The organism is Lichenibacterium dinghuense (assembly GCF_021730615.1).
Lineage (GTDB): Bacteria > Pseudomonadota > Alphaproteobacteria > Rhizobiales > Beijerinckiaceae > Lichenihabitans > Lichenihabitans dinghuensis.
On sequence record NZ_JAJLMN010000001.1, the window covers coordinates 5,233,673 to 5,258,156 of the forward strand.

Below are 24,484 nucleotides of genomic sequence, written 5' to 3' on the forward strand. Positions count from 1 at the left end.
TCAATACCGGAGGTGCGCGGTAAAGAAAGATTGTCATCCCTCGATTGTGGTCGAGCGATCTCGACTGTCCTCGCGTCCATCGCCCCGCCGTCAGCCATGCCGGGACGGGTGCCGCTCTCCCTCGCCCGCTCGGCCCAGCGAGGGAGATTCCCAGGTTCCGGCCGACCGGGAAGCGCGCTAGAAGCCGGCACCTCGCGGCAGACTCGCCGCGCCGCTCACATCGGAGTTCCCGCCCTCATGCGTCCCTCGAACCGCGCGTCCTCCGCGCTGCGCCCCGTGACGATCGAGCGCGGCGTGGCCCGCTACGCGGAAGGCTCCTGCCTCGTGAAGTTCGGCGACACGCACGTGCTCTGCGCAGCCTCGCTGGAGGACAAGCCGCCGCCGTGGCTGCGCGGGCAGGGGCGCGGCTGGGTCACGGCCGAATATGCCATGCTGCCCCGCGCCACCGCGTCCCGCACCAAGCGCGAATCGACCTCCGGCCGCCCGTCCGGCCGCACGCAGGAGATCCAGCGCCTGATCGGCCGCAGCCTGCGCGCCGTGGTGGACCTGCAGAACATGGGCGAGCGCCAGGTGGTGGTCGACTGCGACGTCATCCAGGCCGACGGCGGCACCCGGACGGCCGCCATCACGGGCGCCTGGGTGGCGCTGCACGACTGCTTCGCCTGGATGCACCGCCGCTCCATGGTCAAGCACATGCCGCTGCGCGACCACGTGGCCGCAGTGTCCTGCGGCGTGGTCAAGGGCGAGGTGGTGCTCGACCTCGACTACGCCGAGGACTCGACCGCCGAGACCGACGCCAACTTCGTGATCACCGGCGCGGGCGGCCTCGTCGAGGTCCAGGCCACGGCCGAGAACGCGCCCTTCACCGAGGAGCAGCTCGGCGCCATGCTGGGCCTCGCGCGCGCCGGCATCGCCGACCTCGTGGCGCTGCAGAAGGCCGCCGTGGCCAAGGCGGGCTGAGGCCGATGACCGTTTCGACCAGGAGGATGCCGTGCTGAAGGGACTCGACCCGCTGCTGACGCCGGAGCTGCTGTCGGCGCTGCGCGCCATGGGCCACGGCGACGAGATCGCCATCGTCGACGGCAACTATCCCGCGACCTCGGCCGGGCCGCCCGTCATCCGGCTCGACGGCGTGCCGGCCGACGCGGCGCTCAACGCCGTCCTGTCCGTGATGCCGCTCGACGACTTCGTGCCCGAGGCCGCGTGGTGCATGGCCGTGGTGGGCGACCCCGAGGCCGAGCAGCCCATCTTCGACAGCTTCCGCGCCGCGCTGGCGCGGCACGAGAGCGCCGAGTTCACCCTGAACAAGGTCGAGCGCTTCGCCTTTTACGCCCGCGTCGCGTCGTGCTTCGCGGTGGTGGCCACGGGCGAGCGGCGCCTCTACGGCAACGTGATCCTGAAGAAGGGGGTGGTAAGGACGAATTAACCCTGTCCGACGATCCTGCACGAGGGCCGCCCCGCGTCGGGCGTCGATCGCGCGGGGTGGGGCGGGGTGAAGGACGAGACCGTCGCCGACCAAGCCCGTCTGGCGGTCCTCGTCCTCCAGCGGGGGCTGCGCGGGCTCGACCGCGCGATGCGGCGGCCCGTGCGCGTGCTGGCGGCGCGGCGCTGCCGCGTGCCCGAAAGGCTGGTCATCGCGCCCCAGGACATCCGAACTGCCGACCCGACGGTCGCCGAGGACATCTATTCCGGCTACTTCGTCTTCGACGGCAAGGCGGTGAACACGCGCGGCGCCTCGCCCTTCGAGGTCGAGCCGCCGTCCGAAGCCTGGGCGGCCGCGCTCGCCGGCTTCGGCTGGCTTCGCCACCTCCGCGCCGCCGACACGGCGCTCGCCCGCGTCAACGCCCGCGCGCTCGTCGGCGACTGGATCGTCGGGCGCGGCGGCGGAGCCGCGCCGAACTGGCCGCCCGAGGTGGTGGCGCGACGGCTGCTGTCCTGGCTCAGCCAGGCACCGCTGATCCTCGAAGGCGCCGACGGCGTCTTCTACCGGCTCTTCACCCGCAGCCTCGCCCGACAGGCCGACGCGCTGCTCGCCGCGATCGACCGCGGCCTCGCCGGCCTGCCGCGCCTCACCGCGGCGGTGGCCCTGTGCCAGCTGTCGCTCTGCGCCGAGGGCCTCGGCCGGCTGCAGCGGCGGGCGTCCCGCCTCCTCGTCGGGGAGCTCGGCCGGCAGATCCTGCCGGACGGGGGCCACGCGAGCCGGAACCCGCAGGCGCTGCTCGACCTGCTGCTCGACCTCCTGCCGCTGCGGCAGTCCTACGCGGCGCGCGGCCTGCCCCCGCCCACGCCGCTGCTCGACGCCATCGACCGCATGATAGCGATGGTGCGCCGCCTGCGCCACGGCGACGGCGCCCTAGCCCTATTCAACGGCATGGGGACGACGCGGCCCGACGTCGTCGCCACCGTGCTGGCCTACGAGGAGGCGCGCGGGGCGCGGCCGGCCGAGATCGGCCCGTCGGGCTACCTCCGCCTCGCGGCAGGGAGCGCGACCGTGATCATCGACGCGGGCCCGCCGCCGGCCCCGGCCTACGCGGCCGCGGCCCATGCCGGGACGCTGGCCCTGGAGTTCTCACACGGCGCGCAGCGGATCGTCGTCAACTGCGGAGCGCCGACCGTCGCCCAGCCGGCGGCGCGCGAGGCGTCGCGCGCCACGGCGGCCCATTCGACGCTGGTGCTCGACGGCCGCTCGTCGTCCCTCTTCGCGCGGCTCGGCCCATTGCGCGGGCTGCTCTATGCCGGCCCGCGCAGGGTCTCGGTCGAGCGTGACGCGGGACCGGACGGCCCGGTCACCCTGTCGCACGACGGCTACGCCCGCCCCGCCGGCCACCTTCACCTGCGCCGATTGTCGCTGTCGCCCGACGGGCTTCGCCTGTCCGGCGAGGATCGGCTGGAGCCGGCGCCGGGCGCCCGCCCGCGGCGCCTCGGCTTCGCGCTCCGCTTCCACCTGCACCCCGCTCTGCGTTCCGTGCCGGCGCGCCGCGGCTCGGCCGTGCTGATCGCCTGCCCGGACGGCGGGCGCTGGCTCTTCGAGGCCGGCGGCCTGCCCCTCGCCATCGAGGAGAGCATCTCCTTCGCTCAGGCCGAGGGGCCCCGGCGGACCGAGCAGGTCGTGCTGCACGGCCACGTCCCCGACCTGTCCGCGGTCGCCTGGTCGCTGTCGCGCGTCGACGGCGACCTCACGGACTCGTGACGCGACAGCGCCGCCGCGCGGGTGTTCCCTGTGGTCGGCGTCGGTGCCCGTCCATGAGGCCCGCGCTGGAGGGGACGGCCATGATGATGGTCGCTGCGACACCGTTCGCCGGTCTTCTGGAGCTCTTCGTCGTCGTGCCGCTCGGCATCATCGCCGCCATCTGCGGGGTCGAATGTGCGGGGGCCTACCGACGGCGTCCCCGGCGGCCCTGGGGCCGCTGAGGGGCCCTCCGCCAGGGTTCGCACCGCTGCCGCACCGTGCTAAGCGCCCCTGATCTCGACGGACTCTGGGGAACTCCACGGCATGGCAACGGATCTGCGCCGCATCGAACGCGCGCTGCTCTCGGTTTCGGACAAGACGGGCCTCGTCGACTTCGCGCGCTTCCTGCACGGGCGCGGCGTGGCCCTCGTGTCCACGGGCGGCACGCGCGACGCGCTGGCGGCGGCCGGCCTGCCCGTCACTGAGGTCGCCGACCTGACCGGCTTCCCCGAGATGATGGACGGGCGGCTGAAGACGCTGCATCCGCTGGTGCACGGCGGGCTCCTCGCCATCCGCGAGAACCCGAGCCACGAGGCCGCGATGCTGGCCCACAACATCCGGCCGATCGACCTCCTCGTGGTCAACCTCTACCCGTTCGAGGCCACGGTGGCGCGGGGCGGCAGCGTCGCCGACTGCGTCGAGAACATCGACATCGGCGGGCCCGCCATGATCCGTGGCGCGGCCAAGAACCACGACGACGTGGCCGTGGTGGTCGACGTCGCCGACTACGCGCGGGTCCGCGACGAGATGGAGGCCAACGACGGCGCGATCACGCTGAAGACCCGCCGCGGCCTCGCCCAGAAGGCCTACGCCCGCACGGCCGCCTACGACGCCGGCATCGCCAGCCACCTGGCCGCGACCGCGCTGGAGGAGGCGCCCGCCTTCCGGGCGCTCGGCGGCACGCTCGGCGAGGCCCTGCGCTACGGCGAGAACCCGCACCAGAAGGCGGCCTTCTACCGCACCCTCGACGCGCGCCCCGGCGTCGGCTCGGCCGAGCTGATCCAGGGCAAGGCGCTGTCTTACAACAACATCGGCGACGCCGACGCGGCCTTCGAGATGGTGGCGGAATTCGACCCCGCCGGGCCGGCCGCCGTCGCGATCATCAAGCACGCCAATCCCTGCGGCGTCGGCACGGGCGCCACCCCGGCCGAGGCCTATGCCCGCGCGCTGCGCTGCGATCCCGTGTCGGCCTTCGGCGGCGTCGTGGCCGTGAACCGCGCCGTCGACGCCGCGCTGGCGGCCGAGCTCGCCAAGATCTTCACGGAGGCCATCATCGCGCCCGACGCCGACGAGGAGGCGCGCGCGATCCTGGGTGCCAAGAAGAACCTGCGCCTGCTGCTCACCGGCGGCCTGCCGGACCGCCGTGCCGCGGGCCAGGTGTGGCGCACGGTGGCGGGCGGCTTCCTGGTGCAGGACCGGGACGGCGCCACCGTGGACGACCTCGACCTCAAGGTCGTGACGAAGCGCGCCCCGACGTCCGAGGAGATGGAGGACCTCGCCTTCGGGTTCCGGGTGGTGAAGCACGTCAAGTCCAACGCCATCGTCTTCGCCCGCGGCGGCGCCACGGTGGGCATCGGCGCCGGGCAGATGAGCCGGGTCGACTCGGTCCGCACCGCGGCGTGGAAGGCCGAGGAGGCCGCCAAGGCGGCCGGCGCGGCGGAAAGCCTCGCCCGCGGCGCCGTCATGGCGTCCGACGCCTTCTTCCCCTTCGCGGACGGGCTCGAGGCCGCGGTGGCGGCGGGCATCACGGCCGTGATCCAGCCCGGCGGTTCCCTGCGCGACGCCGAGGTGGTGGCGGCGGCCGACAAGGCCGGCATCGCCATGGTGCTGACCGGCGTGCGCCACTTCAAGCACTGAGGCGACTCCGCCGCGAGGACGGTTGCGCGTGACGGCGTCTGCCACGAAGGTGGCGGCCCGTTCACGACCGGAGCCAATCCTCGATGCCGCTCAAACCCGCCGCCGAACGTGCTGACGCATCTCCGACGGGTCACGCCGCACGACCGGCGGCGCGCCTGCGCGCCGGCCGGCAGCCCGATCTGCCGATCGGCGGCCTCGCAGGTCCGTTCCGCCGCGGGCTCGTCCGCCTCGGGCTTGCCGCCGCGTCGGTGGCGCTCGGCTGGGCCGCGCCCGCCCTCGCGCAGGAGCCCGCCGCCGAGCCGCCCAAGGCCTACGTGGTCATGGACAACGACTTCGCCGGGCCTGGCGGCACCGACATGCAGGCGCTGCTGCCGCTGATCTCCGATCCCACGGTGAGCGTGCTCGGCCTCACCGTGGTCACGGGCGACGGCTGGGAGAACGAGGAGGCGGCGCGGCTGCTGCGCTTCCTGGAGATCGCCGGCCGGCCCGACATCCCGGTCGTCAACGGCGCCACCTACCCGCTGATGCGCACCGCGTTCGAGATGAAGCTCTGGGAGCAGCGTTTCGGCAAGATTCCCTGGAAGGGCGCCTGGGGCGGGCTCGGGCCCATCGACAAGGCGCCGCAGCAGCAGCCGGCGCTCCCCCACCTCGACGAGGGCCTGCCCACCACGCCGCCGGCGAGCGGGCTCGCGGCCAACTTCCTCATCAAGCAGGTCCACGCCCACCCGCATCAGGTGACGGTGATCGCCGCCGGGCCCCTGACCGACATCGCGCTGGCGATCCGCATGGACCCGAGCTTCGCCGCCGACGCCAAGCAGCTCGTCTTCATGGGCGGGCTCATCGACACGGCCATGCAGTCGGTCACCGGCAACGCCGACTTCGCGTCGGACTTCAACCTGATCTTCGACCCCGAGGCGGCCCACATCGCGCTCACCGCGCCCTGGCCGAAGATCACCGCGGTCGGCGACGTGTCGAACTCCGTGATGATGGACCGCGCCCTGATGGACCGGATCGCGGCCGTGAAGACGCCGCTCACCGCCTACCTGTCGAAGTATCTCAACCCGCTGCCGCTGTGGGACGAGATGGCGGCCGCCATCGCGGTCGACCCCTCGCTCGTCACCAAATCGATCGATGCCTACATGGACATCGACGTGTCGGGCGGGGTGGACTACGGCCGCGCCCACATCTGGCCCGACGCGCTCGCGCCGAAGGACGCGGGCGTGCGGCTCGTCACCATCGTCCAGGACATCGACCGGGCCCGCTTCACCGACGCCTTCGTGAAGGCCGCGCAGTGGACGCCGCCGACGAAATGAGGCGCGATCCGGCCGTCGGAGCCGGGGCGCGCGCCGCGGGCCCGTGCCGTTCAGGCCCGGCGCGGGCGCGTCAGACGCCCGCGTACCAGGTGTAGCCGTTGTCCTCCCAGTAGCCGCCGTGGCCGCCGCCGATGTGCGCGAAGGACTCCACCAGCTCGATGCGCATGATGTACTTCGACATCTTGTAGCCGAGCTGCCGCTCCACGCGGACGCGCAGCGGCGCCCCGTGCGGGATGCCGAGCGGCGCGCCGTTGAAGTCGTAGGCCAGGATCGTCTGGTCGTGGCGCGCGGCCTGGAAGTCGATCGAGCCGTAGAAGTGGTCCGGCGCATCCTCGCCGAAGGCGGCCTCGCCCGGCGTGTCGGCGCAGTGGAACACGACGTAGCGCGCGGCCGGCTTCACCCCGACCGCGTCGAGCACGTGGCTGAGCCGCACGCCGGACCACTTGCCGATGCAGCTCCAGCCCTCGACGCAGTCGTGCCGCGTGATCTGCGTGCGGGACGGCATGGCGCGCAGTTCGGCGAGCGAATATTGGGCCGGGCGCTCGACGAGGCCGTCGACGACGAGCTTGTAGTCCTTGAAGCCGTCCGCCGCCAACGCCTTGTAGCTCTCGTCCTGCGGGTCCTTCGAGCCGTTCGGCTTGAAGAACGTGCTGATGTCAGCCTCGGTATATTCCTTGGCGAGCGCGTCCGGCCCGAGCAGGGCCGACTGCGTGCGAAAGGTCAGCATCTCCTCGAGGGCGAACAGCTTCTGCACGATCGGGTTGTCCGCGCCGCCGTCGCAGCCCGCGAGGCCGAGGCCGCCGAGGCTCGCCAGCGCGCCCTTGATGAGCCCGCGGCGGGAATGACGGATCTCACGCATTGGTGGTGACCTCGCTGTCCTTGGCTTCGCCCGTGTCGAACCAGCCGGTGATCATCGAGCGCATGTTGTTGAGGACGCCGGTCAGCAGCACCATCGCGATATGGACCACGAAGAAGGCGACGAGCCCCCAGGCCACGACGAAGTGGATGGTGCGGGCGGTCTGCCGGCCGCCGAGGACCGTCGTCAGGAACGGGAAGACGGCGTCGAGCCCCGGCGACATGGTCCAGCCGGCCAGAACGATGAGCGGCAGGGCGACAAAGATCACCGCGAAATAGGTGAGCTTCTGCAGGACGTTGTACCCCCGCGCGTTTTCGCCGTGGGGGAAGCGCAGCTTGAGGTGGTCGACGACCGCCTGGCCCGTGTGGGCGAGCTCGTCGCGGTCCGGCACGATGTCGCGCGCGAAGTGGCGCGAATACAGGCCGTGGGCGAGGTAGAGCACGCCGTTGATGACCAGCAGCCACGCCATCAGGAAGTGCCAATGGCGGCCGGTCTCGAGGTCCTGGTTCGAGGGCAGGGTGATCCAGCTCGGGAAGGCGCGCTCGGTCGGCTGGCCGGCGACGTCGGACAGCCCGAGCACGCCCGAGGTGTTCACGCTGTGGCCGAGCAGCGCCGTGTAGCCCTCGGTGTGGCCGTTCACGTCGCGGGAGTCGATCGCGAAGACGGGGTCGGAGAAGTCGGATTTTGATCCGACGTAGAGGGCCGGATGGGCGTTGAAGATCTGCAGCCCGCTCATCAGCAGCAGCACGAGGCAGAGGGCGTTGATCCAGTGGGTGACGCGCACGAGCGCGCTGTGGCGCTTGATCAGCCGCGGCCGGGCCGGGTTCATGGCTTGTGTCATGGGGGGATCGTGTCTCGGTCGATCGGCCTTGCCTTCCTGGCCCGGGCCGCCATGGTGATACGACGTGAGGAAGGGCGAGGTTTCGGACTTGGATCAGGCAGGCTTGGGCGAGATCGCCGCATTGCCCTTCGAGAAGGCGTTGGCGGAGCTCGAGGACATCGTGACGCGGCTGGAGCGCGGCAACGTCGCGCTGGAGGACTCCATCGCCATCTACGAGCGCGGCGAGGCCCTGAAGAAGCACTGCGACGGGCTGCTGCGCAGTGCCGAGATGCGGATCGAGAAGATCACGCTCGGCGCGGACGGCAAGCCGGCCGGCGCCGAGCCCTTCGACGCCGACTGACGTCAGCTCCGGGCGTCGGCCGCCCGGGGGGAGTCGGCTGAGGGCGCCGGCGACGCGCCGAACTCGGCGGCCGCGATGGCTTCGAGGGACCGGTCGCGGGTCGGTATGCCCATCACCATCACGGCGAGCGCGCCGCCGAGCAGCACCAGCGTGGTGGCGCCGAACACGCCCGCGAAGCCGAGGTTGGGGTAGAGCCAGCCCACCAGCACCGGCGACGCGATGGCGCCGAGCCGGCCCACAGCCGAGGACGTGCCGGTGCCCGTGGCCCGGATCGCGGTCGGGAAGATCTCCGGCGTGTAGGCGTAGACGCCCGCGTAGGTGCCGTTCATGAAGAAGGACAGGCACACGCCCGCCGCCATCACGGTGCCGTCCGCGTGGCTCAGCGCCAGCGCCACGGCCGACAGCCCACCCAGCACCATGTAGGACGCGATGGTGAGCTGGCGTCCGATCCGCTCGTTGAACCAAGCGGCCGAGAAGTAGCCCGGGATCTGCGCCGCGAAGATCGCGATGGAATAGCCGAAGCTCTTCGTGATCGTCATGCCGCTCTCGACGAGCAGGCTGGGGATCCAGGTGAAGAACGCGTAGTAGCAGAAGGTGATGGACAGCCACATGATCCAGCTCATGGCCGTCACCCGCCGGAGGGCCGGCGACCACAGCAGGGCGAGGTTGCGCGCCGCAGACCCCCGCGCCGCGGCCGGGACCGCCGCTCGGGCTGCCGGGGCCGGCTCGGGACGCGTGGTGCCGGTCATCCCGGCTTCCGCCTCCATGCGCCCGACGACGCGCTCGGCCTCGGCGGTGCGGCCCACGCTGGCGAGCCAGCGCGGCGACTCGGGCAGGGCCCGCCGCCACCACAGCAGCAGCAGGACCGGCGCGGCCGTCAGGGCCAGCACGGCGCGCTAGGCGGAAGGCGCGGCCGGCACGGCGAAATATCCGAGCAGCGCCGCGCCGAAGAAGCCGAAGGAGAAGAATCCGGCCAGCGACTCCGTGAAGCGACCCCGGTAGCGACTCGCGACGAACTCGGCCAGGAACGGCGCCACGATGGCCGATTCGGCGCCCGTCCCCGCGCCCGCCACCACCCGGCAGGCCAGGAACGCCGTCCAATCGTTCGCGAAGGCGCTGGCCAGCGAGGCCGCGCAGTAGATCACCAGCGCGCTCATCATCACGGCGCGGCGGCCGATCAGGTCGCCGAGCACGCCGGCCAGCAGCGCCCCCACGAGGTAGCCCACGTAGGTGCCGCTGCCGAGCACCCCGACCTGCACGCTGGACAGCGACCACAGCCCGCGCAGCACCGGCAGCACGAAGGCCACGACCGCGAGATCGAGCCCGTCGAACGTGTAGCCGAGGCCGCCCATCAGCAGCAGCTTCCAGTGGAAGGGCGAGAACGGCAGCCGCTCGATGCGGGACGTCAGGTCGGTCATGGCGGCTCCGGTGCGGCCCGATGCGGATCCCGCAGCCTAGCGGCGGGCCGTCGTCGGACAAGCCCATGTTGCCGGCACGCCTGGGCATTCTGCATGCAAGTCATCGTGGTCCCGCGCATGCCCTCGACCCGGCCCGCCCTGTATGCATGATGGCGGGGCCGAGCCGCCCGCTCCGGAGACACCCATGGCCACCACCCTCTTCGCCAACGCCTCGGTCCTGGACGGCCGCGCCGAAGCCGCGCTCGCCGACCGCCACGTGCTCGTCGAGGACGGCGTGATTCGCGAGGTGTCGGACCGGCCGCTGCGCGCCTCATCGGCCCGCACCGTCGACCTGCGCGGCCGCACGCTGATGCCGGGGCTGATCGACTGCCACGTCCACGTGATCGCCACGGTGGCGGACCTCGGGCGCAACGCCGAGCTGCCCAACACCCTGGTGGCGGTGCGCTCGGCCCGCATCATGCGGGGCATGCTGATGCGCGGTTTCACCACGGTGCGCGACCTCGGCGGCGCCGACGTCGGGCTGGTGCAGGCGATCGACGAGGGCCTGATCGAGGCCCCGCGCCTCGTCATTTGCGGCAAGGCTCTGTCGCAGACCGGTGGCCACACCGATTACCGCGGCCCCTATCACGCGCGCGACGTCGACTATTACCGCGACCGCGCCGGCTCGCTCGGCCGCGTGGTCGACGGCGTCGACCAGGTCCGCCGCGCCTGCCGCGAGGAGATCAAGGGCGGCGCGGCCTTCATCAAGATCATGGCCAACGGCGGCGTGTCGTCGCCCACCGACCCGATCGCCTTCCTGGGCCTGTCGGCCGACGAGATCCGCGCCGCCGTCGAGGAGGCGCGCAACGCCCAGACCTACGTGGCCGCCCACCTCTACACCGACGAGGCGATCCGGCGCGCGGTGGAACTCGGCGTGGTGTCGGTCGAGCACGGCAACCTCATCACCCCGGAAACGGCGCGCCTCGTGAAGGAGCGCGGCGCCTACGTGGTGCCCACCAACGTCACCTTCGACGTGCTGGCCAAGGAAGGGGCCGCGCTCGGCCTGCCGCCGGCCTCGGTCGCCAAGATCGAGGACGTGCGCGAGCAGGGGCTGGCGGCGCTCGGCATCCTGCGCGAGGCCGGCGTCGCCATGGCCTACGGCTCGGACCTGCTCGGCGACATGCATCGCCACCAGTCCGAGGAGTTCGTGCTGCGCGGCCGCGTGCTGCCCGCGATCGACGTGATCCGCTCCGCCACGGTCGCGGCCGCCGGGGTGGTGGGCCACGAGGGACGCCTCGGCATCGTGGAGGCGGGCGCCCACGCCGACCTGATCGTCGTCGACGGCGACCCGCTCGCCGACCTGTCGCTGCTCACGGGGCAGGGGCGCCACATGCCAGCGATCATGAAGGGCGGCCGCTTCGTCAAGGACGGACTCGCCGCCTGACCGCGGCAGGGGCGACGAGCATGGCGGACGGCTTCCTCATCGGGCTCGACTTCGGCAGCGAGACGGCGCGGGGCGTCCTCGTCGACGTCCGCTCGGGCGCCGTCGTGGCGGCCCACACGCATCCCTACCGGCACGGCATCCTGTCCTCCGCCCTGCCGGACGGCACGGCCCTGCCGCCGGGCTGGGCGCTGCAGGACGCCGACGACTACGAGGAGGCCGCAGCCGCGATCCTCGGCGCGCTCGGGCGGGGTCGGCAGGTGCGCGGCATTGGGCTCGGATTCACGGCCAGCTCGCCCCTGCCGACGACGGCCGAAGGAACGCCCCTGTCGCGCCTCCACCCCGGCACGCCGCACGCCTACGTCAAACTGTGGAAGCACGCGGCCGCGCAGGAGCAGGCCGACCGCATCGGCGCCGGAGCCGGACACCTCCTCGCGGACGTCGGCGGGCGCCTCTCGTCGAACAGCCTGCTCGCCAAGGCGGCCGAGCTGGCCGAGGGCGCGCCCGCGCTCTGGGCCGAGGCCGCGCGCTTCGTCGAGGCGGCGGACTGGCTCGTTTGGCGCCTGATCGGCGTGGAATCGCGCAGCGCCGCCTTCGCGGCCTACAAGGGCTGCTGGCGCGAGGGCGCCGGCTACCCCGCCGACCTCGTGCCGGGCCTCGGCGGCAAGCTCGGGCCGGTGCGGGCCGTCGGCGCCGCGGCGGGCGCGCTGACGCCGGCCTGGCGCGAGCGCACCGGCCTCGTCGGCGAGGCCGCCGTGGCGGTGCCGGTGATCGACAGCCACATGGCCGTGCCGGCCGCCGGCGCGGTCGAGGCCGGCACGCTGGTCGCGGCGCTCGGCACCTCGGCGGTCTACCTGCTGCTCGACGGCGTGGGCGTCCCCCTGCCGCAGGGCATCGAGGGCCGGGCCTTCGGCGGCGTCGTGCCCGGCTTCTGGTGCCACGAGGCCGGGCAGGCGGCCTTCGGCGACGTGCTCGGCTGGTTCGTACGCGCCTTCCCGCGCGGCGCCAATGTCGAGGCTAGCTTCGCCGCCTACGAGGCGAAAGCGGCGGCGCTGCCGCCCGGCGGCTCCGGCGTGGTGGCGCTCGACTGGTGGAACGGCAACCGCGTGCCGCACGGCGACGCCCGGCTGAGCGGGCTCTTCGCCGGCCTCACGCTGCGGACCACGGGCGCGGACCTCTACCGGGCGCTCGTCGAGTCGCTGTGCTTCGGCGCGCGCGCGATCCTCGACCGGTTCGTCGCGGGCGGGGTGCCGGTCGAGCGCGTTGTGATGACGAGCGGCCTGTCGCTGGCGAGCCCGCTGCTGATGCAGACCATGGCCGACGTGCTCGGCCGCGCCATCGCGGTGCCGCGGATGCCGCAGCTCACGGCGGTGGGCGGCGCGATCCACGCCGCCGTCGCGTCCGGCGCCGCCGCGGACTACCCCGAGGCGGCGCGCCGCTTCGGCGCGCGGGACGTGCTCACCTACCGTCCCGATCCGGCCGCGCGGGATCGCATCGAGACGCTCTACCGTGCCTACCGCGCGCTCGGCGAGGCCGACGCGACGCGCGACGCCCTGCTGGCGCTCCACGCCGCACCGGCCTGACGCGTCACCAGATCGTGTAGCCGCAGTCCACGTTGAGCACCGTGCCCGTGATGGCGCTCGCCGCGTCGCTGGCGAGGAACAGCACGGCGGAGGCGATCTCGTCCCCGCGCGCCGGGCGCCCCATCGGCGTGTTCTCCATCCACACGGGATAAAGGTCCGAGTCGCCGAAGCTCGGCGCCGACATGGGCGTGTCGACGTAGGTGGGCGCCACCGCGTTGACCCGCACCCCGCGCGCCGCCCACTCGCCCGCGAGCGACCGCGTGAGGTGATGCACCGCCGCCTTCGAGGCATTGTAGTGCGCCTGCCGCTGCGGCCTGTTGGAGATCAGCCCCGACATCGACCCCATGGTGACGATGGCGCCCCGGCCCCGCCCCAGCATGGCGCGGCCGAAGGCGCGGCAGCACCAGAAGGCGCCGTGGAGGTTGACGTCGATCACCCGCAGCCAGAGCTCGTCCGGCATGTCCTCGGCGCCGCGATCGGGCAGGGCGATCCCGGCGTTGGCGACCAGGATGTCGACGCCGCCGTGGCGCGCCTCGCTCTCCGCCGCGGCGCGCTCGACGTCCGCGGACCGCGTCACGTCGAGCAGCACGGCCGCGACGTCGTGGCCGGCGGCCGCGAGCGCGGCACGGCCCTCCTCCAGCAGCGCGGGGTCGCGGTCCGCGATCACCACGCGCGCGCCGGCCTCGGCCAGGGCCTGCGCCGAGGCGAGGCCGATGCCGCGCCCGCCGCCGGTGATGAAGGCCGTTCGGCCTCCGAGGTCGCTCTTCTCCAGGTACATGCTCGTCTCCCCCGCGGCCCGGCGTCGCGGCCGGTCGTCCGCCGCTGTATGCTCGCCGGACCCGGCCAAGGTGTGGCCTCGACCCTGGAAACTGCATGCAACGTGTCATCTTCGTCGACGGCGCCTTCGTCCCGGCCGCCGAAGCCCGCGTGTCCGTGATGGACCGGGGCTTCCTCTTCGCCGACGGCGTCTACGAGGTGTCGGCGGTGCTGGGCGGCTCGCTCGTCGACAACGACGCGCACCTGGCGCGCCTCCATCGATCGCTCGCCGAGATCGGCATCTCCGACCCGCATCCCGCGGCGGAGTGGCGTCGGCTGCAGGAGGAGCTGGTCCGGCGCAACGGCCTCGATCAGGGCTCGGTCTACATCCAGGTGACGCGCGGCGCGGCGGAGCGGGACTTCGGCTTCGCCGAGGACCTCGCCCCCACGGTGGTGATGTTCACGCAGGCCAAGGACATCCTCGGGCTGGCCGTCCGGCGCACGGGCGCCGCCGTCGTCACCGTGCCGGACCTGCGCTGGGCGCGGCGCGACATCAAGTCGACCGGGCTGCTCGCCCAGGTGCTGGCCAAGCGCGACGCCCGCGCGGCCGGCGCCCACGAGGCGCTGATGGTCGAGGACGGCTTCGTCACGGAGGGCGGCTCCTCCTCGCTGCTGATCGTCACGCGAGACGGGCGCCTCGTCACGCGGCCGCTGTCCCGTGCCGTGCTGCCCGGCATCACCCGCCTCGCGGCGATGCGCCTCGCCGCCGAGGAGGGCCTCGCCGTCGAGGAGCGGCCCGTGTCGGTCGAGGAGGCGATCGGCGCCGCCGAGGTGCTGCTCTCCAGCGCCACGACCTTCGTCGTGCCGGTCGTGTCGATCGACGGTCGCCCGGTCAGCGACGGCGCGCCGGGGCCGCTCGCGCGGCGGCTGATGGAGCTCTACGTCGCGGAAGCGCGCCTTGCGGCGGAGCGGGGCCCGCGCTAGCCTTCGCCGATCAGGGGTCGCATCGGCGAGGGCGCGATGGTCGTGCGGATTGCGACGGTCGCGTTCGAGGGCATCGAGGCCCGGCCCGTGGACGTCCAGGTGCAGATCACCAACGGCACCGTGGTGTTTAACGTCGTCGGCCTCGGCGACAAGGCTGTGGCCGAATCGCGCGAGCGGGTCCGATCGGCCCTCACCGCCTCGGGCCTGGCGCTGCCGGCCAAGCGCATCACCGTGAACCTGGCTCCGGCCGACCTCCCCAAGGAGGGCAGCCACTACGACCTGCCCATCGCGCTCGGCGTCATGGCGGCCATCGGCGCCATCCCGCCGGACGCGCTCGGCGGCTTCACGGTGCTGGGTGAACTCGCGCTCGACGGGTCGATCTCGGCCGTGTCGGGCGTGCTGCCGGCCGCCGTCGCCGCGAACGCTGCCGGACACGGGCTGATCTGCCCCGCGACCTGCGGCCCCGAGGCCGCCTGGGCCAGCCGCGACCTCGACGTGCTGGCGCCGCGCTCGCTGATCCAGCTCGCCAACCACTTCAAGGGCACGCAGCTCATGGCGCGGCCCGAGCCCGCCATGCGGGCGCCCGGCGCCGACCTGCCGGACCTGCGCGATGTGAAGGGCCAGGAGAGCGCCAAGCGCGCGCTGGAGATCGCGGCCGCCGGCGGCCACAACCTCCTCTTCAACGGGCCGCCCGGCTCCGGCAAGTCGATGCTGGCGGCGCGCCTCCCCTCCATCCTGCCGCCGATGACGCCGCGCGAGCTGCTCGACGTGTCGATGATCCACTCGGTCGCGGGCGCGCTGGCGGGCGGCGCGCTGACGGACCGGCGGCCGTTCCGCGCACCCCACCACTCCGCCTCCATGCCGGCGCTGGTCGGCGGCGGCACGGGGGCGCGGCCCGGCGAGGTGTCGCTGGCCCACAACGGCGTGCTCTTTCTCGACGAGCTGCCCGAATTCGCGACGCCGGTGCTCGACTCGCTGCGCCAGCCGCTGGAGACCGGCGAGGTGTCGATCGCGCGGGCCAACCACCGCGTCACCTATCCGGCCCGCTTCCAGCTCGTCGCCGCCATGAACCCGTGCCGCTGCGGCCTCGCCACCGAGCCGGGCTATGCCTGCAAGCGCCAGCCGAACGAGCGCTGCATGGCGCAGTATCAGGCGCGGCTCTCCGGCCCGCTGCTCGATCGCATCGACCTGCACCTGGAGGTGCCGGCCGTCTCGGCGGCCGACCTGATCCTGCCGCCGCCGCCCGAGGGCTCGGCCGAGGTGGCGGCGCGCGTGGCGCGCGCCCGCGAGCGGCAGGTGCGGCGCTACGCCGACCTCGGCCTGCCGCATGTCTCCACCAACGCGGCGGCGCCCGCCAACGTCATCGAGACCGTGGCGGCGGTGGACGCGGGCGGCGCGGAGTTCGTGCGCGCCATGGCGGACCAGCTCCGCCTGTCGGCGCGCGGCTTCCACCGCGTGCTCAAGCTCGCCCGCACCCTGGCGGACCTCGACGGCGAGAGGGGCGTCGGCCGCGCGCAGCTCGCCGAGGCTCTGTCCTATCGGCCGCAGGCGGACCGGCGCGCGCGGGCGCTGGCGTGAGGCGAGGTCACGCCTCGCGCGCGATCTCGCCCTCGGCCTGCGCCGCGATGGCGTGCAACTCCTCCAGCGTGCGGTCGAGCGACACCCGCATCCCTTCCAGCTCGGCGATGCGCTTGCGCACCCCGGCGAGCAGCGCGCGCTTCTGCTCCAAATGCCGCGGGTCGACGGCGTAGAGGTCCAGGAAGCGCCCGATCTCGGCCAGGCTGAAGCCGAGGCGCTTGCCGCGCAGGATCAGCAGCATGCGCGCCCGCTCGCGCGGGCCGTAGACGCGCGTGAGGCCCACGCGCGCTGGGTCGATCAGGCCCTTGTCCTCGTAGAACCGCACCGCGCGGGGCGTGACCCCGAGCTCGGCGGCCAGCTCCGTCACGGTGAGGAGCCGCTCGCGCGCCGCGGCGTCAACCACCGGCCGAAGCATCCACCTGGGCGCGCAGCCACGCCCCCGTGTCGATGCCGGTCACCCGCGCACCGCCGACCTTGAACGTCCCCGAGCAGCGCACGGCGGGCACGCCGTCGGCGGTGACGATGCACTGCGCCACCGCCAGGTTGCGCGTCACCGAGATCGTTCCGCCGATCCCCTGCACCCAGGCGCCGCGCGGCACGGCCGCGAGGTAGTCGAGGGCGAGGTTGACGGTCGGCAGGATGGTCGTGTGGAGGTCCGGCGTGTCGTGCAGCACCGCGAAGGCTAGCTGCACGTCGCAGAAGCTCGCCAGAACGCCGCCGTGGCAGCGCCCGCCGGGATTCAGGTGCTCGGGGCCGACGCGGAAGCCGAGCGCGAGCGCAGCGCCGATCCGCCGCGCGTGGAAGCGGATCGGGTTGTAGCCTTCCGCCCGTGCCTCGGTGACCTCCAGGGCGCGGAAGCCGTCCGGCGCGTCGTCACTCAAAACAGCGCCTCGTCGAGCGCCATGGTGGAGGCCTTGCCGGACTTGATGGCGAGGAACAGCGCCGAGGCCTGCGGCAGCACGCGGTCGTTGAAGAAGCGCGCGCCGGCGAGCTTGGCGGCGTAGAACCCGTCCGCGTCCTCCCCGGCCTCGACCCTGGCGGCCGCGATCTCGGCCGAGCGCGTGAGCATGTAGCTCATCGCGACGAGGCCCATCAGGCGCAGGTAGTCGGTCGCGGCGGCGCCGGCCTCCTCGGGATCCTTCAAGCCGGAAGCGGCGATCTGGCCGGTGGCGAGCTGCAGCATGCCGAAGGCGCGCTCGAGCCCCGTCACCAGCGGCGCGACGGCGCCGTGGCCGCGCTTCGCCTCGACGTAGTCCGCGATGGGGTGGAAGAAGGGGCGCAGCAGGCGGCCCATGTGGGCCGGCATCTTGCGGCCGACGAGGTCCAGCGCCTGGATGCCGTTGGTGCCCTCGTAGAGCATGGCGATGCGGGCGTCGCGCACGAACTGCTCGACGCCGTGGTCGCGGATGTAGCCGTGGCCGCCGTAGACCTGCACGCCGAGGCTCGCCATCTCGTAGCCGAGGTCGGTGAAGAGGGCCTTGACGACCGGCGTCATCAGGGCGGTGAAGTCCTCCGCGTCGCGGCGCTCGGCCGGGTCGGCGCCGTGCTTCGACAGGTCGACGGCCTGCGCCACCCACACGCCCACGGCCCGGCAGGCCTCCGCGTTGACCCGCATGGTCATCAGCATGCGGCGCACGTCCGGGTGGACGAGGATCGGGTCGGCCGGCAAGTCCAGCCGCTTCGGGCCGGACAGCGCGCGGCCCTGGAGGCGCTCCTTCGCATAGGCGGCGGCGGACTGGTAGGCCACCGAGGCCACGCCGAGGCCCTGGATCCCGACGCCGAGCCGCTCCTCGTTCATCATGGTGAACATGGCCTGCATGCCGCGGTGGGGGGCGCCGACGAGCCAGCCCTTCGCCTCCTCGTAGGTGATCTGGCAGGTCGCCGAGGCCTTGAGGCCCATCTTGTGCTCGAGGCCGGTGCAGATCACGCCGTTGCGCGCGCCGGGGCGGCCGTCCTCGGTCGGCAGGAGCTTCGGGACCAGGAACATGCTGATGCCCTTGATGCCGGGCGGCGCGTCGGGCAGGCGGGCCAGCACCAGGTGGACGATGTTCTCGGTGAGGTCGTGCTCGCCCGCCGAGATGAAGATCTTGGAGCCGGAGATGCGGTAGGCGCCGTCCTCCGTCGGCACCGCGCGCGTGCGCATGAGGCCGAGGTCGGTCCCACAATGGGCCTCGGTCAGCGCCATCGCGCCGGCCCAGGTACCCTCGGTCAGCTTCGGCAGGAAGCGTGCCTTCAGCTCGTCCGAGCCGTGCGATTCCAGCGCCTTCACGGCACCGTGGGTCAGGCCGGGGTAGAGGCTGAACGACAGGTTGGCGGCGCAGATCATCTCCTCGACGAGCTTGTTGACGCATTCCGGCAGGCCCTGGCCGCCGAACTCCGGCGCCCCCGCGAGGCTCGGCCAGCCGGCGCGCTGGAACGTGCCGTAGGCCTCCCGAAACCCCTTCGGCGTGCGGACGACGCCGTTTTCCAGCGCGCAGCCCTCGAGGTCGCCGGACGCGTTGAGGGGCAGGATGACCTCCTCGGCCATGCGGGCCGCCTCGTCGAGCACGCCGTCGACGACGTCCCCGGTGGCGTCGGCGAAGGCCGGCAGGGCGGTGATCCGGTCGAGCCCGTGGAGCTCGTGGAGCACGAAGCGCATGTCGCGCAGCGGAGCGCGGTAGACCTGCATGGGATGATCCTGAGGCTGCCCCCCTCCCGCCGAGCGGGAGAAGGTGGCCCGGCGCAGCCGGGTCGGGTGAGAGGGCGCGCGACGGTCGGGGTTCCCTCGTCCGTCGTCACTGCGTGCCGACACCTCCCCCCGCCACGCGGGGGGAGGGCAGCGCCGCGTCAGTTGCGGAGCGGCTTGCCGGTCGTCAGCGTGTGCTCGATCCGCTCCAGCGTGGGGCGGGTCTTGATCAGCGCCAGGAACTCGCGGCGCTCCAGCTTGAGGAGGTCGTCCTCGCCCAGCGTGTCGACCGGGTCGGCCTCGCCGCCGCTGAGCACGGTGGCGAGCCGCCCCGCCACGGTCATGTCGTGCTCGGTGGCGAGGCCCTGGGCGCGGTAGCCCTGCGCGGCCATCATCATCCCGGTCCGGCCCGCCGCGCCCGGCAGGCGGAACTCCGGCTTCGCGGGCGGCACGTAGCCGTCCGCCATGGCCAGCGCGCGCGCCTTGGCGTCGGCGAGCAGCCGGTCGCGGTTGAAGGTTATGCCGTCGCCCTCCCGCAGCACCATCATGCTCCGCGCCTCGGCGGCCGACTTCGACACTTTCGCGGTCGAGACGGTCTCGAAGACCTTGGCGACCGCCGGCATGGGCCCGCGCGGCATCTTCGGCGACGAGGCCCAGCGCTGGATCATCTCGCCGCAGCCGCCCCAGCCGGGCAGCAGCCCGACGCCGCATTCGACGAGCCCCGTGTAGGTTTCGGCGTGGGCCTGCACGGCGTCGCAGTGGAGCAGGATCTCGCAGCCGCCGCCGAGCGCGAGGCCCGCGGGCGCGCCCACGACGGGGAAGGGCGCGTATTTCAGCGCCTTGAAGGCCCGCTGCCCCGCCACGATCAGCTTGTCGACCTCCCCCCAGGCCGCGATGTTGCAGGCGAACAGCGCCTGCCCGAGGTTGGCGCCGGCCGAGAAGTTGGTGGCGTCGGAGTAGAGCACCAGGGCCTTGAAGCGCTCGCGCATCGTCGCCACCGCCTCGCCGAGCAGCTTCAGCACGCCCTCGTCGAAGCTGTTCATCTTGGTCGCGATCTCGAAACAGGCGACGCCGTCGCCGACGTCCCAGAGCGCCGCCGAGCCGTTCCTCAGCACGGGCTTGGCCCGGCGCTTGACGTCCTCTAGCAGCAGCACGCCCTCGGCGCGCTCCAGCGCATGGTAGTCGCCGTCCACGCCGAAGAACTGCAGCGCGCCCCCCTCGACGCGGTAGAATGTGCGGTCGCCGACGGCGCGCAGCAGCGCCGGCACGGGCTTGCCGTCGCGTTCGAGGCGCGCCGCCACGGCGGCGGGGCCGAGCCGGTCGAGGATCTCGAACGGGCCCTGCTTCCAGTTGAAGCCGAGCCGCATGGCGGCGTCGACGCCGGCGACGTCGTCCGAGATGGCCGGCACGAGGCTTGCGGCGTAGCTCAGCACGTCGCCCATCACGGCCCAGGCGTAGCGACCGTACTTGTCGTCCGACGCGACGAGCGCCCGCATGTCCTTCGCGGCCGCCTCGGGCAGCTTCGCCGCCGTGGAGGGCTCGTAGACGCCGGTGACGAGGCCGATCGACTCGCGCAGCTTTCCCCGCGTCCGGTCGATGCGGTAGAAGCCGCCCTTGCCCTTTCGGCCCGTGTAGCCCTCGCCGATCATCCGCGTCAGCAGCGGATTGTCGCGGTGGCCCGTCACAAAGGCGTCCTCGGCGGACAGCAGCGCCTTCATGGAAGCGTCGATGTGCGGCATGAGGTCGAGGCCGACGAGGTCGAGCAGGCCGAAGACGCCCGTCTTTGGGATGCCGAACGGCCGGCCCATCACGGCATCGGCCTCCTCCACGGTCAGGCCCGCGTCCATGGCGGCGTTGACGCCGCGCTGGAGCCAGTAGGTGCCGATGCGGTTGGCGATGAAGCCCGGCGTGTCCTTGCACCTCACGATGCTCTTGCCGAGGGCGTGGTCGCAGAAGGCGGAGACGCGCTTCAGGAGCCCGGGATCGGTGGTCGGGCCGGGCACGACCTCCAGCAGGCGCATGTAGCGCGGCGGGTTGAAGAAATGGGTGATCAGGAAGTCGCGCGCGAAAGCGTCCGGCAGCCCGGCGAGCAGCGACGCCAGCGGGATCGTCGAGGTGTTGGAGCTCACCGCCGTGCCGGGCCGGTGCAGTCCGGCCAAGCGCCGGTAGAGCGCCTGCTTCAGGTCGAGGCGCTCGATCACCGCCTCGACGATCCAGTCGCAATCCGCGGCGCGGCCGAGGTCGTCCTCAATGTTGCCCACCTCGACGAGCTTCGCCGAGGCGGGGGACATGAAGGGCGCCGGGTCGGTCTTCAGCATGCGGGCCACGGCACCCGCGGCGAGGGCGTTCCGGTCGGCGGCGCCTTTCGGCACGATGTCGAGGAGCAGCACCGGCACGCCCGCGTTGGCGACCTGCGCGGCGATGCCCGCGCCCATGACGCCGGCGCCGATGACGCAGACCTTGCGGATGGGGGCGGGGGGCACGCGCGGCTCCATCACGCGCGCTCCAGCAGGGTGGCGATGCCCTGGCCGCCGCCGATGCACTGAGTCGCGAGGGCGTAGCGGCCGCCGTCGCGGTGGAGAATCTGCGCCGCCTTGCCGACGATGCGGGCTCCCGTGGCGCCGAGCGGGTGGCCGAGCGCGATGGCGCCCCCGTCGCGGTTGATCGCCTCGTCCCGCAGCCCGAGGTCCTTGGCGCAGGCGATGGCCTGGGACGCGAAGGCCTCGTTGAGTTCAACCACGTCGACCGCCGAGGCCTCGACGCCGCCCCCCCTGGCGAAAGCCTTGCGGCTGGCGTCGATCGGACCGAGGCCCATGGTCTCCGGCCTGCAGCCCGAGATGCCGACCGAGCGGATGCGCGCCAGCACGGTCAGGCCGCGCCGCTCGGCGTAGCTTTCCGAGCACACCAGCACGGCGGCGGCGCCGTCGGTCAGCGGCGAGGAGGTGCCGGCCGTCACCGTGCCGCGCTCCTCGAAGGCCGGCTTCAGCCCGGCCAGCCCCTCTGCGCTGGTTTCGGGGCGCAGGCAGCCGTCCTGTTCCACGGTGCCGTCCTTCGTCACGATCGGCACGATCTCGGCGGCGAGCCGGCCTTCGGCGCGGGCGGCGGCGGCCTTCCGCTGGCTTTCCACCGCGAAGGCTTCCTGGTCGGCGCGGGTGATCTGATACTGGCGGGCGACGTTCTCGGCCGTCTCGCCCATGGTGACGTAGGCGCCGGGGCGCTCCTCGGCGAGCTTCGGGTTCGGCATGGGGTTGAAGCCGCCCATCGGCACGCGGCTCATGCTCTCGACGCCGGCGCAGATGAAGGCCTCCCCGGCGCCGAGCGCGATCGCGCCGGCCGCCATGTGCACCGACTGCATCGACGAGCCGCAGAAGCGGTTGACCGTGGCGCCACCGACCGAGAGCGGCAGGCCGGCCAGCAGGCCGACGAGCCGCGCGGCGTTGAGACCCTGCTCGCCTTCCGGGAAGGCGCAGCCGAGCAAGAGGTCCTCGATCTCCTCCGGATCGACGCCGCTGCGCTCGACCAGCGCACGGACCACCTGCGCGGCGAGGTCGTCGGGGCGGACGCGGGCGAGGCTGCCCTTGCCGGCCGGCTGGAAGGGCGATCGGGCATAGCCCGCGATGACGGCGCCTGACATGGACCGGAGTCCTCCCTGTTGCTTGACCGATAAGAGCGGCAGTTCACCTATACGTCAACCACCACGGGACCGTCGCGGGATGCCGGTAGTCGTGGCCTCCTCCCAGAGGACGCGGGGAGAGGAGCCGGTTCGCCTCCGGGCCCGGTCGTTTCATGGTAGGCAGTGCACCTCCCGCCGATGCTGGCATCCGAGCGTCGAACCTGTGAAGGCCCCCGTGGAACCGAGCGCTCCTCCGATCGAGCGTGTCAGCGCGCCCAGCGCGGCATCGACCGACTCGCTCACCCCGACCGGAGGCACGGGCGCGCCGCTCGACGAGGGCCAGCGCGCGCGTCTGGAGGGCTGGATCGCTCGGCGGCTCGCTCGGCCCGGCCTGCGCATCGAGGTCGTCGAGCCGCTCGGCGGCGGCTCGATCCAGGAGAATCTGCGCCTGCGATGCCGGATGGACGACGGCGCCCCGCGCCACCTCGTGCTGCGCAAGGACGCACCCGCCACCATCGCGTCGAGCCTGTCCCGCGCGGAGGAGTTCGCCGTGCTGGAGGTCGCCCACGCGGCCGGCGTGCTGGTGCCCGAGCCTGTCGGCCACTGCGCGGAGGCTGGCGTCATCGGCGCGCCGTTCTCGCTCATGGCGCTGGTCGACGGCGTCGGGCTCGGGCCGCGCGTCGCCAAGGACCTCGCGCTCGGCGGCGACCGCACCAGCCTCGCCCGCCGGCTCGGCGCGGAGATCGCCAAGGTGCACGCGGTGCGGCCGCCGAACGCGGCCCTCGGCTTCCTGGGCGACCCGCCGGCCGAGCCGGCGCGGGCCGAGGTGGAGGCGTTGCGCGCGGCGCTCGACCGGCTGGGCGTCGAGCGACCGGCGATCGAGTGGGGCCTGCGCTGGGCCGAGCTTCACGCCCCATCGTGCCCCGCCGTCACGCTGACCCACCGAGACTATCGAACCGGCAACTACATGGTCGACGCCGACGGGCTCACCGCCGTGATCGACTGGGAGTTCGCCGGCTGGAGCCATCCCATGCTCGACCTCGGCTGGTTCTGCGCGGCATGCTGGCGCTTCGGACGGCCGGCGCTCGAGGCCGGCGGCATCGCCCCGCGCCGCGCCTTCTACGACGGCTACGAGGCGGCCAGCGGCGCGCCCGTCGACGACGCGGCCGTGCGCTACTGGGAGGTGATGGCGCATCTGCGCTGGGCCGTCATCGCCCTGGAGCAGGCCCGCCGCCACACCTCCGGCCGCGAAGCCTCGCTCGAACTCGCCCTCACGGGACGCATGGTGCCGGAACTGGAGCGCGCCATGCTCCTCGCCACCGCACCCGACCGCTGGAGAAGCCCCCATGCGTGACGAGCCCGCGGGCTCCTCCCTGCTCGACGCCGCCCGCCGAGCCCTCCTCGACGAGGTCGCCGCGAAGGCCACGGGCCGGCAGCGCTACGTGGCCCTGATGGTCGCCAACGCGCTCGGCATCGCGTCGCGCGAGATCGACGCCGCGCCCGGCATCGCCGCCGCCGAGGCGGCGCTGCTCGGCGGCGCCCCAGCCGCCTCTCTCGTCCGCGCGATCCGATCCGGCGCGCGCGATGCCGATCCAGCCCTCCACCGTGCCCTCACGGGGGCCAACGGCCTCGCAGCCGCGGTGTGGAAGCCCGAGCGAGCCTCCTGACCTCCGAGGAAGGCGCTGCCGCGCACCGCCCCGGCTTCTGTCTCGCCGATCCCGACCGCTCCCAGATCCTGGGGCGTTCTGTCTTCAATAACCGGCGCGCGACGGAGGACCCTGTCGCGATGCCGTGGCGCCGTCCAGCGCGCCGCGGAGCGCCAGGACGGAGATGTCGCCCGGGACCGCGTTCACCGCCGGACTCCGATCGGTCAGGAAACCGGCCGCGATGACGATCGGCAGGCAGGCGATGGCGGCGAGGAGCGCGACGCTCATCGGACTGCGCGACGGGGCCGGCAGTTCCGGTGCAGAGCCATCGCGTGTCGGTTCGTCGGCGTCCTGCATCGATGCACCCGCGGCTGAGAGCGCCGAC

Annotated in this window: 22 protein-coding genes and 1 pseudogene; 13 read left to right on the top strand and 10 right to left on the bottom strand. The window is 73.1% G+C overall.

Features of this window, described 5'->3' with window-relative positions:
* Positions 1–237: 237 nt before the first annotated feature.
* From rph to L7N97_RS25175, 6 genes are all read left to right on the top strand, one after another.
* A complete protein-coding gene (gene rph, locus L7N97_RS25150; protein WP_237481065.1) occupies positions 238–960 on the top strand; it encodes a ribonuclease PH in 723 nt (240 codons plus the stop codon).
* Positions 961–991: 31 nt separating this feature from the next.
* Positions 992–1,426, top strand: a complete 435-nt coding sequence (locus L7N97_RS25155; RefSeq protein ID WP_237481067.1) for an RbsD/FucU family protein — start codon at positions 992–994, stop codon at positions 1,424–1,426.
* A 66-nt stretch (positions 1,427–1,492) separates the two neighbouring features.
* A complete protein-coding gene (locus L7N97_RS25160) occupies positions 1,493–3,190 on the top strand; it encodes a heparinase II/III family protein (RefSeq protein ID WP_237481069.1) in 1,698 nt (565 codons plus the stop codon).
* Between the two features lie 80 nt (positions 3,191–3,270).
* The gene (locus L7N97_RS25165) at positions 3,271–3,411 is read left to right on the top strand and encodes a hypothetical protein (protein WP_237481070.1); all 141 of its coding nucleotides are present in this window, start codon (positions 3,271–3,273) and stop codon (positions 3,409–3,411) included.
* 82 nt (positions 3,412–3,493) lie between these two features.
* Complete coding sequence (gene purH / locus L7N97_RS25170) at positions 3,494–5,086, top strand: bifunctional phosphoribosylaminoimidazolecarboxamide formyltransferase/IMP cyclohydrolase (protein ID WP_237481072.1); 1,593 nt, start codon at positions 3,494–3,496, stop codon at positions 5,084–5,086.
* An 83-nt stretch (positions 5,087–5,169) separates the two neighbouring features.
* Positions 5,170–6,399 (top strand): nucleoside hydrolase, encoded by a 1,230-nt coding sequence (locus L7N97_RS25175; protein ID WP_237481074.1) that lies wholly within the window; start codon positions 5,170–5,172, stop codon positions 6,397–6,399.
* A gap of 70 nt (positions 6,400–6,469) precedes the next feature.
* On the opposite strand, the gene L7N97_RS25180 is transcribed toward L7N97_RS25175, so the two are convergent.
* On the bottom strand, positions 6,470–7,258 hold the full coding sequence (locus L7N97_RS25180) for a molybdopterin-dependent oxidoreductase (protein ID WP_237481075.1): 789 nt from the start codon (positions 7,256–7,258) through the stop codon (positions 6,470–6,472).
* Positions 7,251–8,096, bottom strand: a complete 846-nt coding sequence (locus L7N97_RS25185) for a cytochrome b/b6 domain-containing protein (protein ID WP_237481076.1) — start codon at positions 8,094–8,096, stop codon at positions 7,251–7,253. Before L7N97_RS25185 ends, L7N97_RS25180 begins: the two co-directional genes overlap by 8 nt.
* A gap of 103 nt (positions 8,097–8,199) precedes the next feature.
* Between L7N97_RS25185 and L7N97_RS25190 the strand changes: the two genes are divergently transcribed.
* Entirely contained in the window at positions 8,200–8,436 is a 237-nt protein-coding gene (locus tag L7N97_RS25190) for an exodeoxyribonuclease VII small subunit (RefSeq protein ID WP_237481078.1), read from the top strand.
* A gap of 2 nt (positions 8,437–8,438) precedes the next feature.
* On the opposite strand, the pseudogene L7N97_RS25195 reads toward L7N97_RS25190, so the two are convergent.
* Positions 8,439–9,854, bottom strand: a pseudogene (locus L7N97_RS25195) (MFS transporter).
* Between the two features lie 184 nt (positions 9,855–10,038).
* Between L7N97_RS25195 and L7N97_RS25200 the strand changes: the two are divergent.
* On the top strand, positions 10,039–11,277 hold the full coding sequence (locus L7N97_RS25200; RefSeq protein WP_237481080.1) for a metal-dependent hydrolase family protein: 1,239 nt from the start codon (positions 10,039–10,041) through the stop codon (positions 11,275–11,277).
* Positions 11,278–11,297: 20 nt separating this feature from the next.
* Positions 11,298–12,857: an FGGY-family carbohydrate kinase gene (locus tag L7N97_RS25205; protein ID WP_237481082.1), complete on the top strand. Its 1,560-nt coding sequence runs from the start codon at positions 11,298–11,300 to the stop codon at positions 12,855–12,857.
* A 4-nt stretch (positions 12,858–12,861) separates the two neighbouring features.
* Here L7N97_RS25205 and L7N97_RS25210 read toward each other — a convergent pair whose 3' ends face one another.
* Positions 12,862–13,635, bottom strand: coding sequence for an SDR family NAD(P)-dependent oxidoreductase (locus tag L7N97_RS25210; protein ID WP_237481083.1), 774 nt, complete (start codon positions 13,633–13,635; stop codon positions 12,862–12,864).
* Between the two features lie 95 nt (positions 13,636–13,730).
* Here L7N97_RS25210 and L7N97_RS25215 point away from each other — a divergent pair, with 95 nt between their 5' ends.
* Positions 13,731–14,597, top strand: a complete 867-nt coding sequence (locus L7N97_RS25215) for a D-amino-acid transaminase (protein ID WP_237481085.1) — start codon at positions 13,731–13,733, stop codon at positions 14,595–14,597.
* Positions 14,598–14,633: 36 nt separating this feature from the next.
* Entirely contained in the window at positions 14,634–16,175 is a 1,542-nt protein-coding gene (locus L7N97_RS25220) for a YifB family Mg chelatase-like AAA ATPase (RefSeq protein WP_237481087.1), read from the top strand.
* Positions 16,176–16,182: 7 nt separating this feature from the next.
* Here the strand turns inward: L7N97_RS25220 and L7N97_RS25225 are convergent, their stop codons facing one another.
* The 5 genes from L7N97_RS25225 to L7N97_RS25245 all read right to left on the bottom strand — a co-directional run bounded on the left by L7N97_RS25225 (position 16,183) and on the right by L7N97_RS25245 (position 22,474).
* Positions 16,183–16,578, bottom strand: coding sequence for a MerR family transcriptional regulator (locus L7N97_RS25225; RefSeq protein ID WP_237481088.1), 396 nt, complete (start codon positions 16,576–16,578; stop codon positions 16,183–16,185).
* Positions 16,571–17,056, bottom strand: a complete 486-nt coding sequence (locus tag L7N97_RS25230; RefSeq protein WP_237481089.1) for a PaaI family thioesterase — start codon at positions 17,054–17,056, stop codon at positions 16,571–16,573. Before L7N97_RS25230 ends, L7N97_RS25225 begins: the two co-directional genes overlap by 8 nt.
* Positions 17,053–18,843, bottom strand: coding sequence for an acyl-CoA dehydrogenase C-terminal domain-containing protein (locus L7N97_RS25235; RefSeq protein ID WP_237481091.1), 1,791 nt, complete (start codon positions 18,841–18,843; stop codon positions 17,053–17,055). Before L7N97_RS25235 ends, L7N97_RS25230 begins: the two co-directional genes overlap by 4 nt.
* A gap of 158 nt (positions 18,844–19,001) precedes the next feature.
* Complete coding sequence (locus L7N97_RS25240; RefSeq protein WP_309242848.1) at positions 19,002–21,323, bottom strand: 3-hydroxyacyl-CoA dehydrogenase/enoyl-CoA hydratase family protein; 2,322 nt, start codon at positions 21,321–21,323, stop codon at positions 19,002–19,004.
* An 11-nt stretch (positions 21,324–21,334) separates the two neighbouring features.
* Positions 21,335–22,474 (bottom strand): thiolase family protein, encoded by a 1,140-nt coding sequence (locus tag L7N97_RS25245; protein ID WP_237481093.1) that lies wholly within the window; start codon positions 22,472–22,474, stop codon positions 21,335–21,337.
* A 214-nt stretch (positions 22,475–22,688) separates the two neighbouring features.
* Between L7N97_RS25245 and L7N97_RS25250 the strand changes: the two genes are divergently transcribed.
* Complete coding sequence (locus tag L7N97_RS25250) at positions 22,689–23,807, top strand: phosphotransferase family protein (protein WP_237481095.1); 1,119 nt, start codon at positions 22,689–22,691, stop codon at positions 23,805–23,807.
* Positions 23,800–24,120, top strand: a complete 321-nt coding sequence (locus L7N97_RS25255) for a DUF6285 domain-containing protein (protein ID WP_237481097.1) — start codon at positions 23,800–23,802, stop codon at positions 24,118–24,120. Before L7N97_RS25250 ends, L7N97_RS25255 begins: the two co-directional genes overlap by 8 nt.
* Before the next feature lie 84 nt (positions 24,121–24,204).
* Here L7N97_RS25255 and L7N97_RS25260 read toward each other — a convergent pair whose 3' ends face one another.
* Positions 24,205–24,456 carry a hypothetical protein gene (locus L7N97_RS25260; protein WP_237481098.1) on the bottom strand — a complete coding sequence of 84 codons (252 nt, stop codon included), beginning with the start codon at positions 24,454–24,456 and terminating at the stop codon, positions 24,205–24,207.
* Between the last annotated feature and the right edge of the window lie 28 nt (positions 24,457–24,484).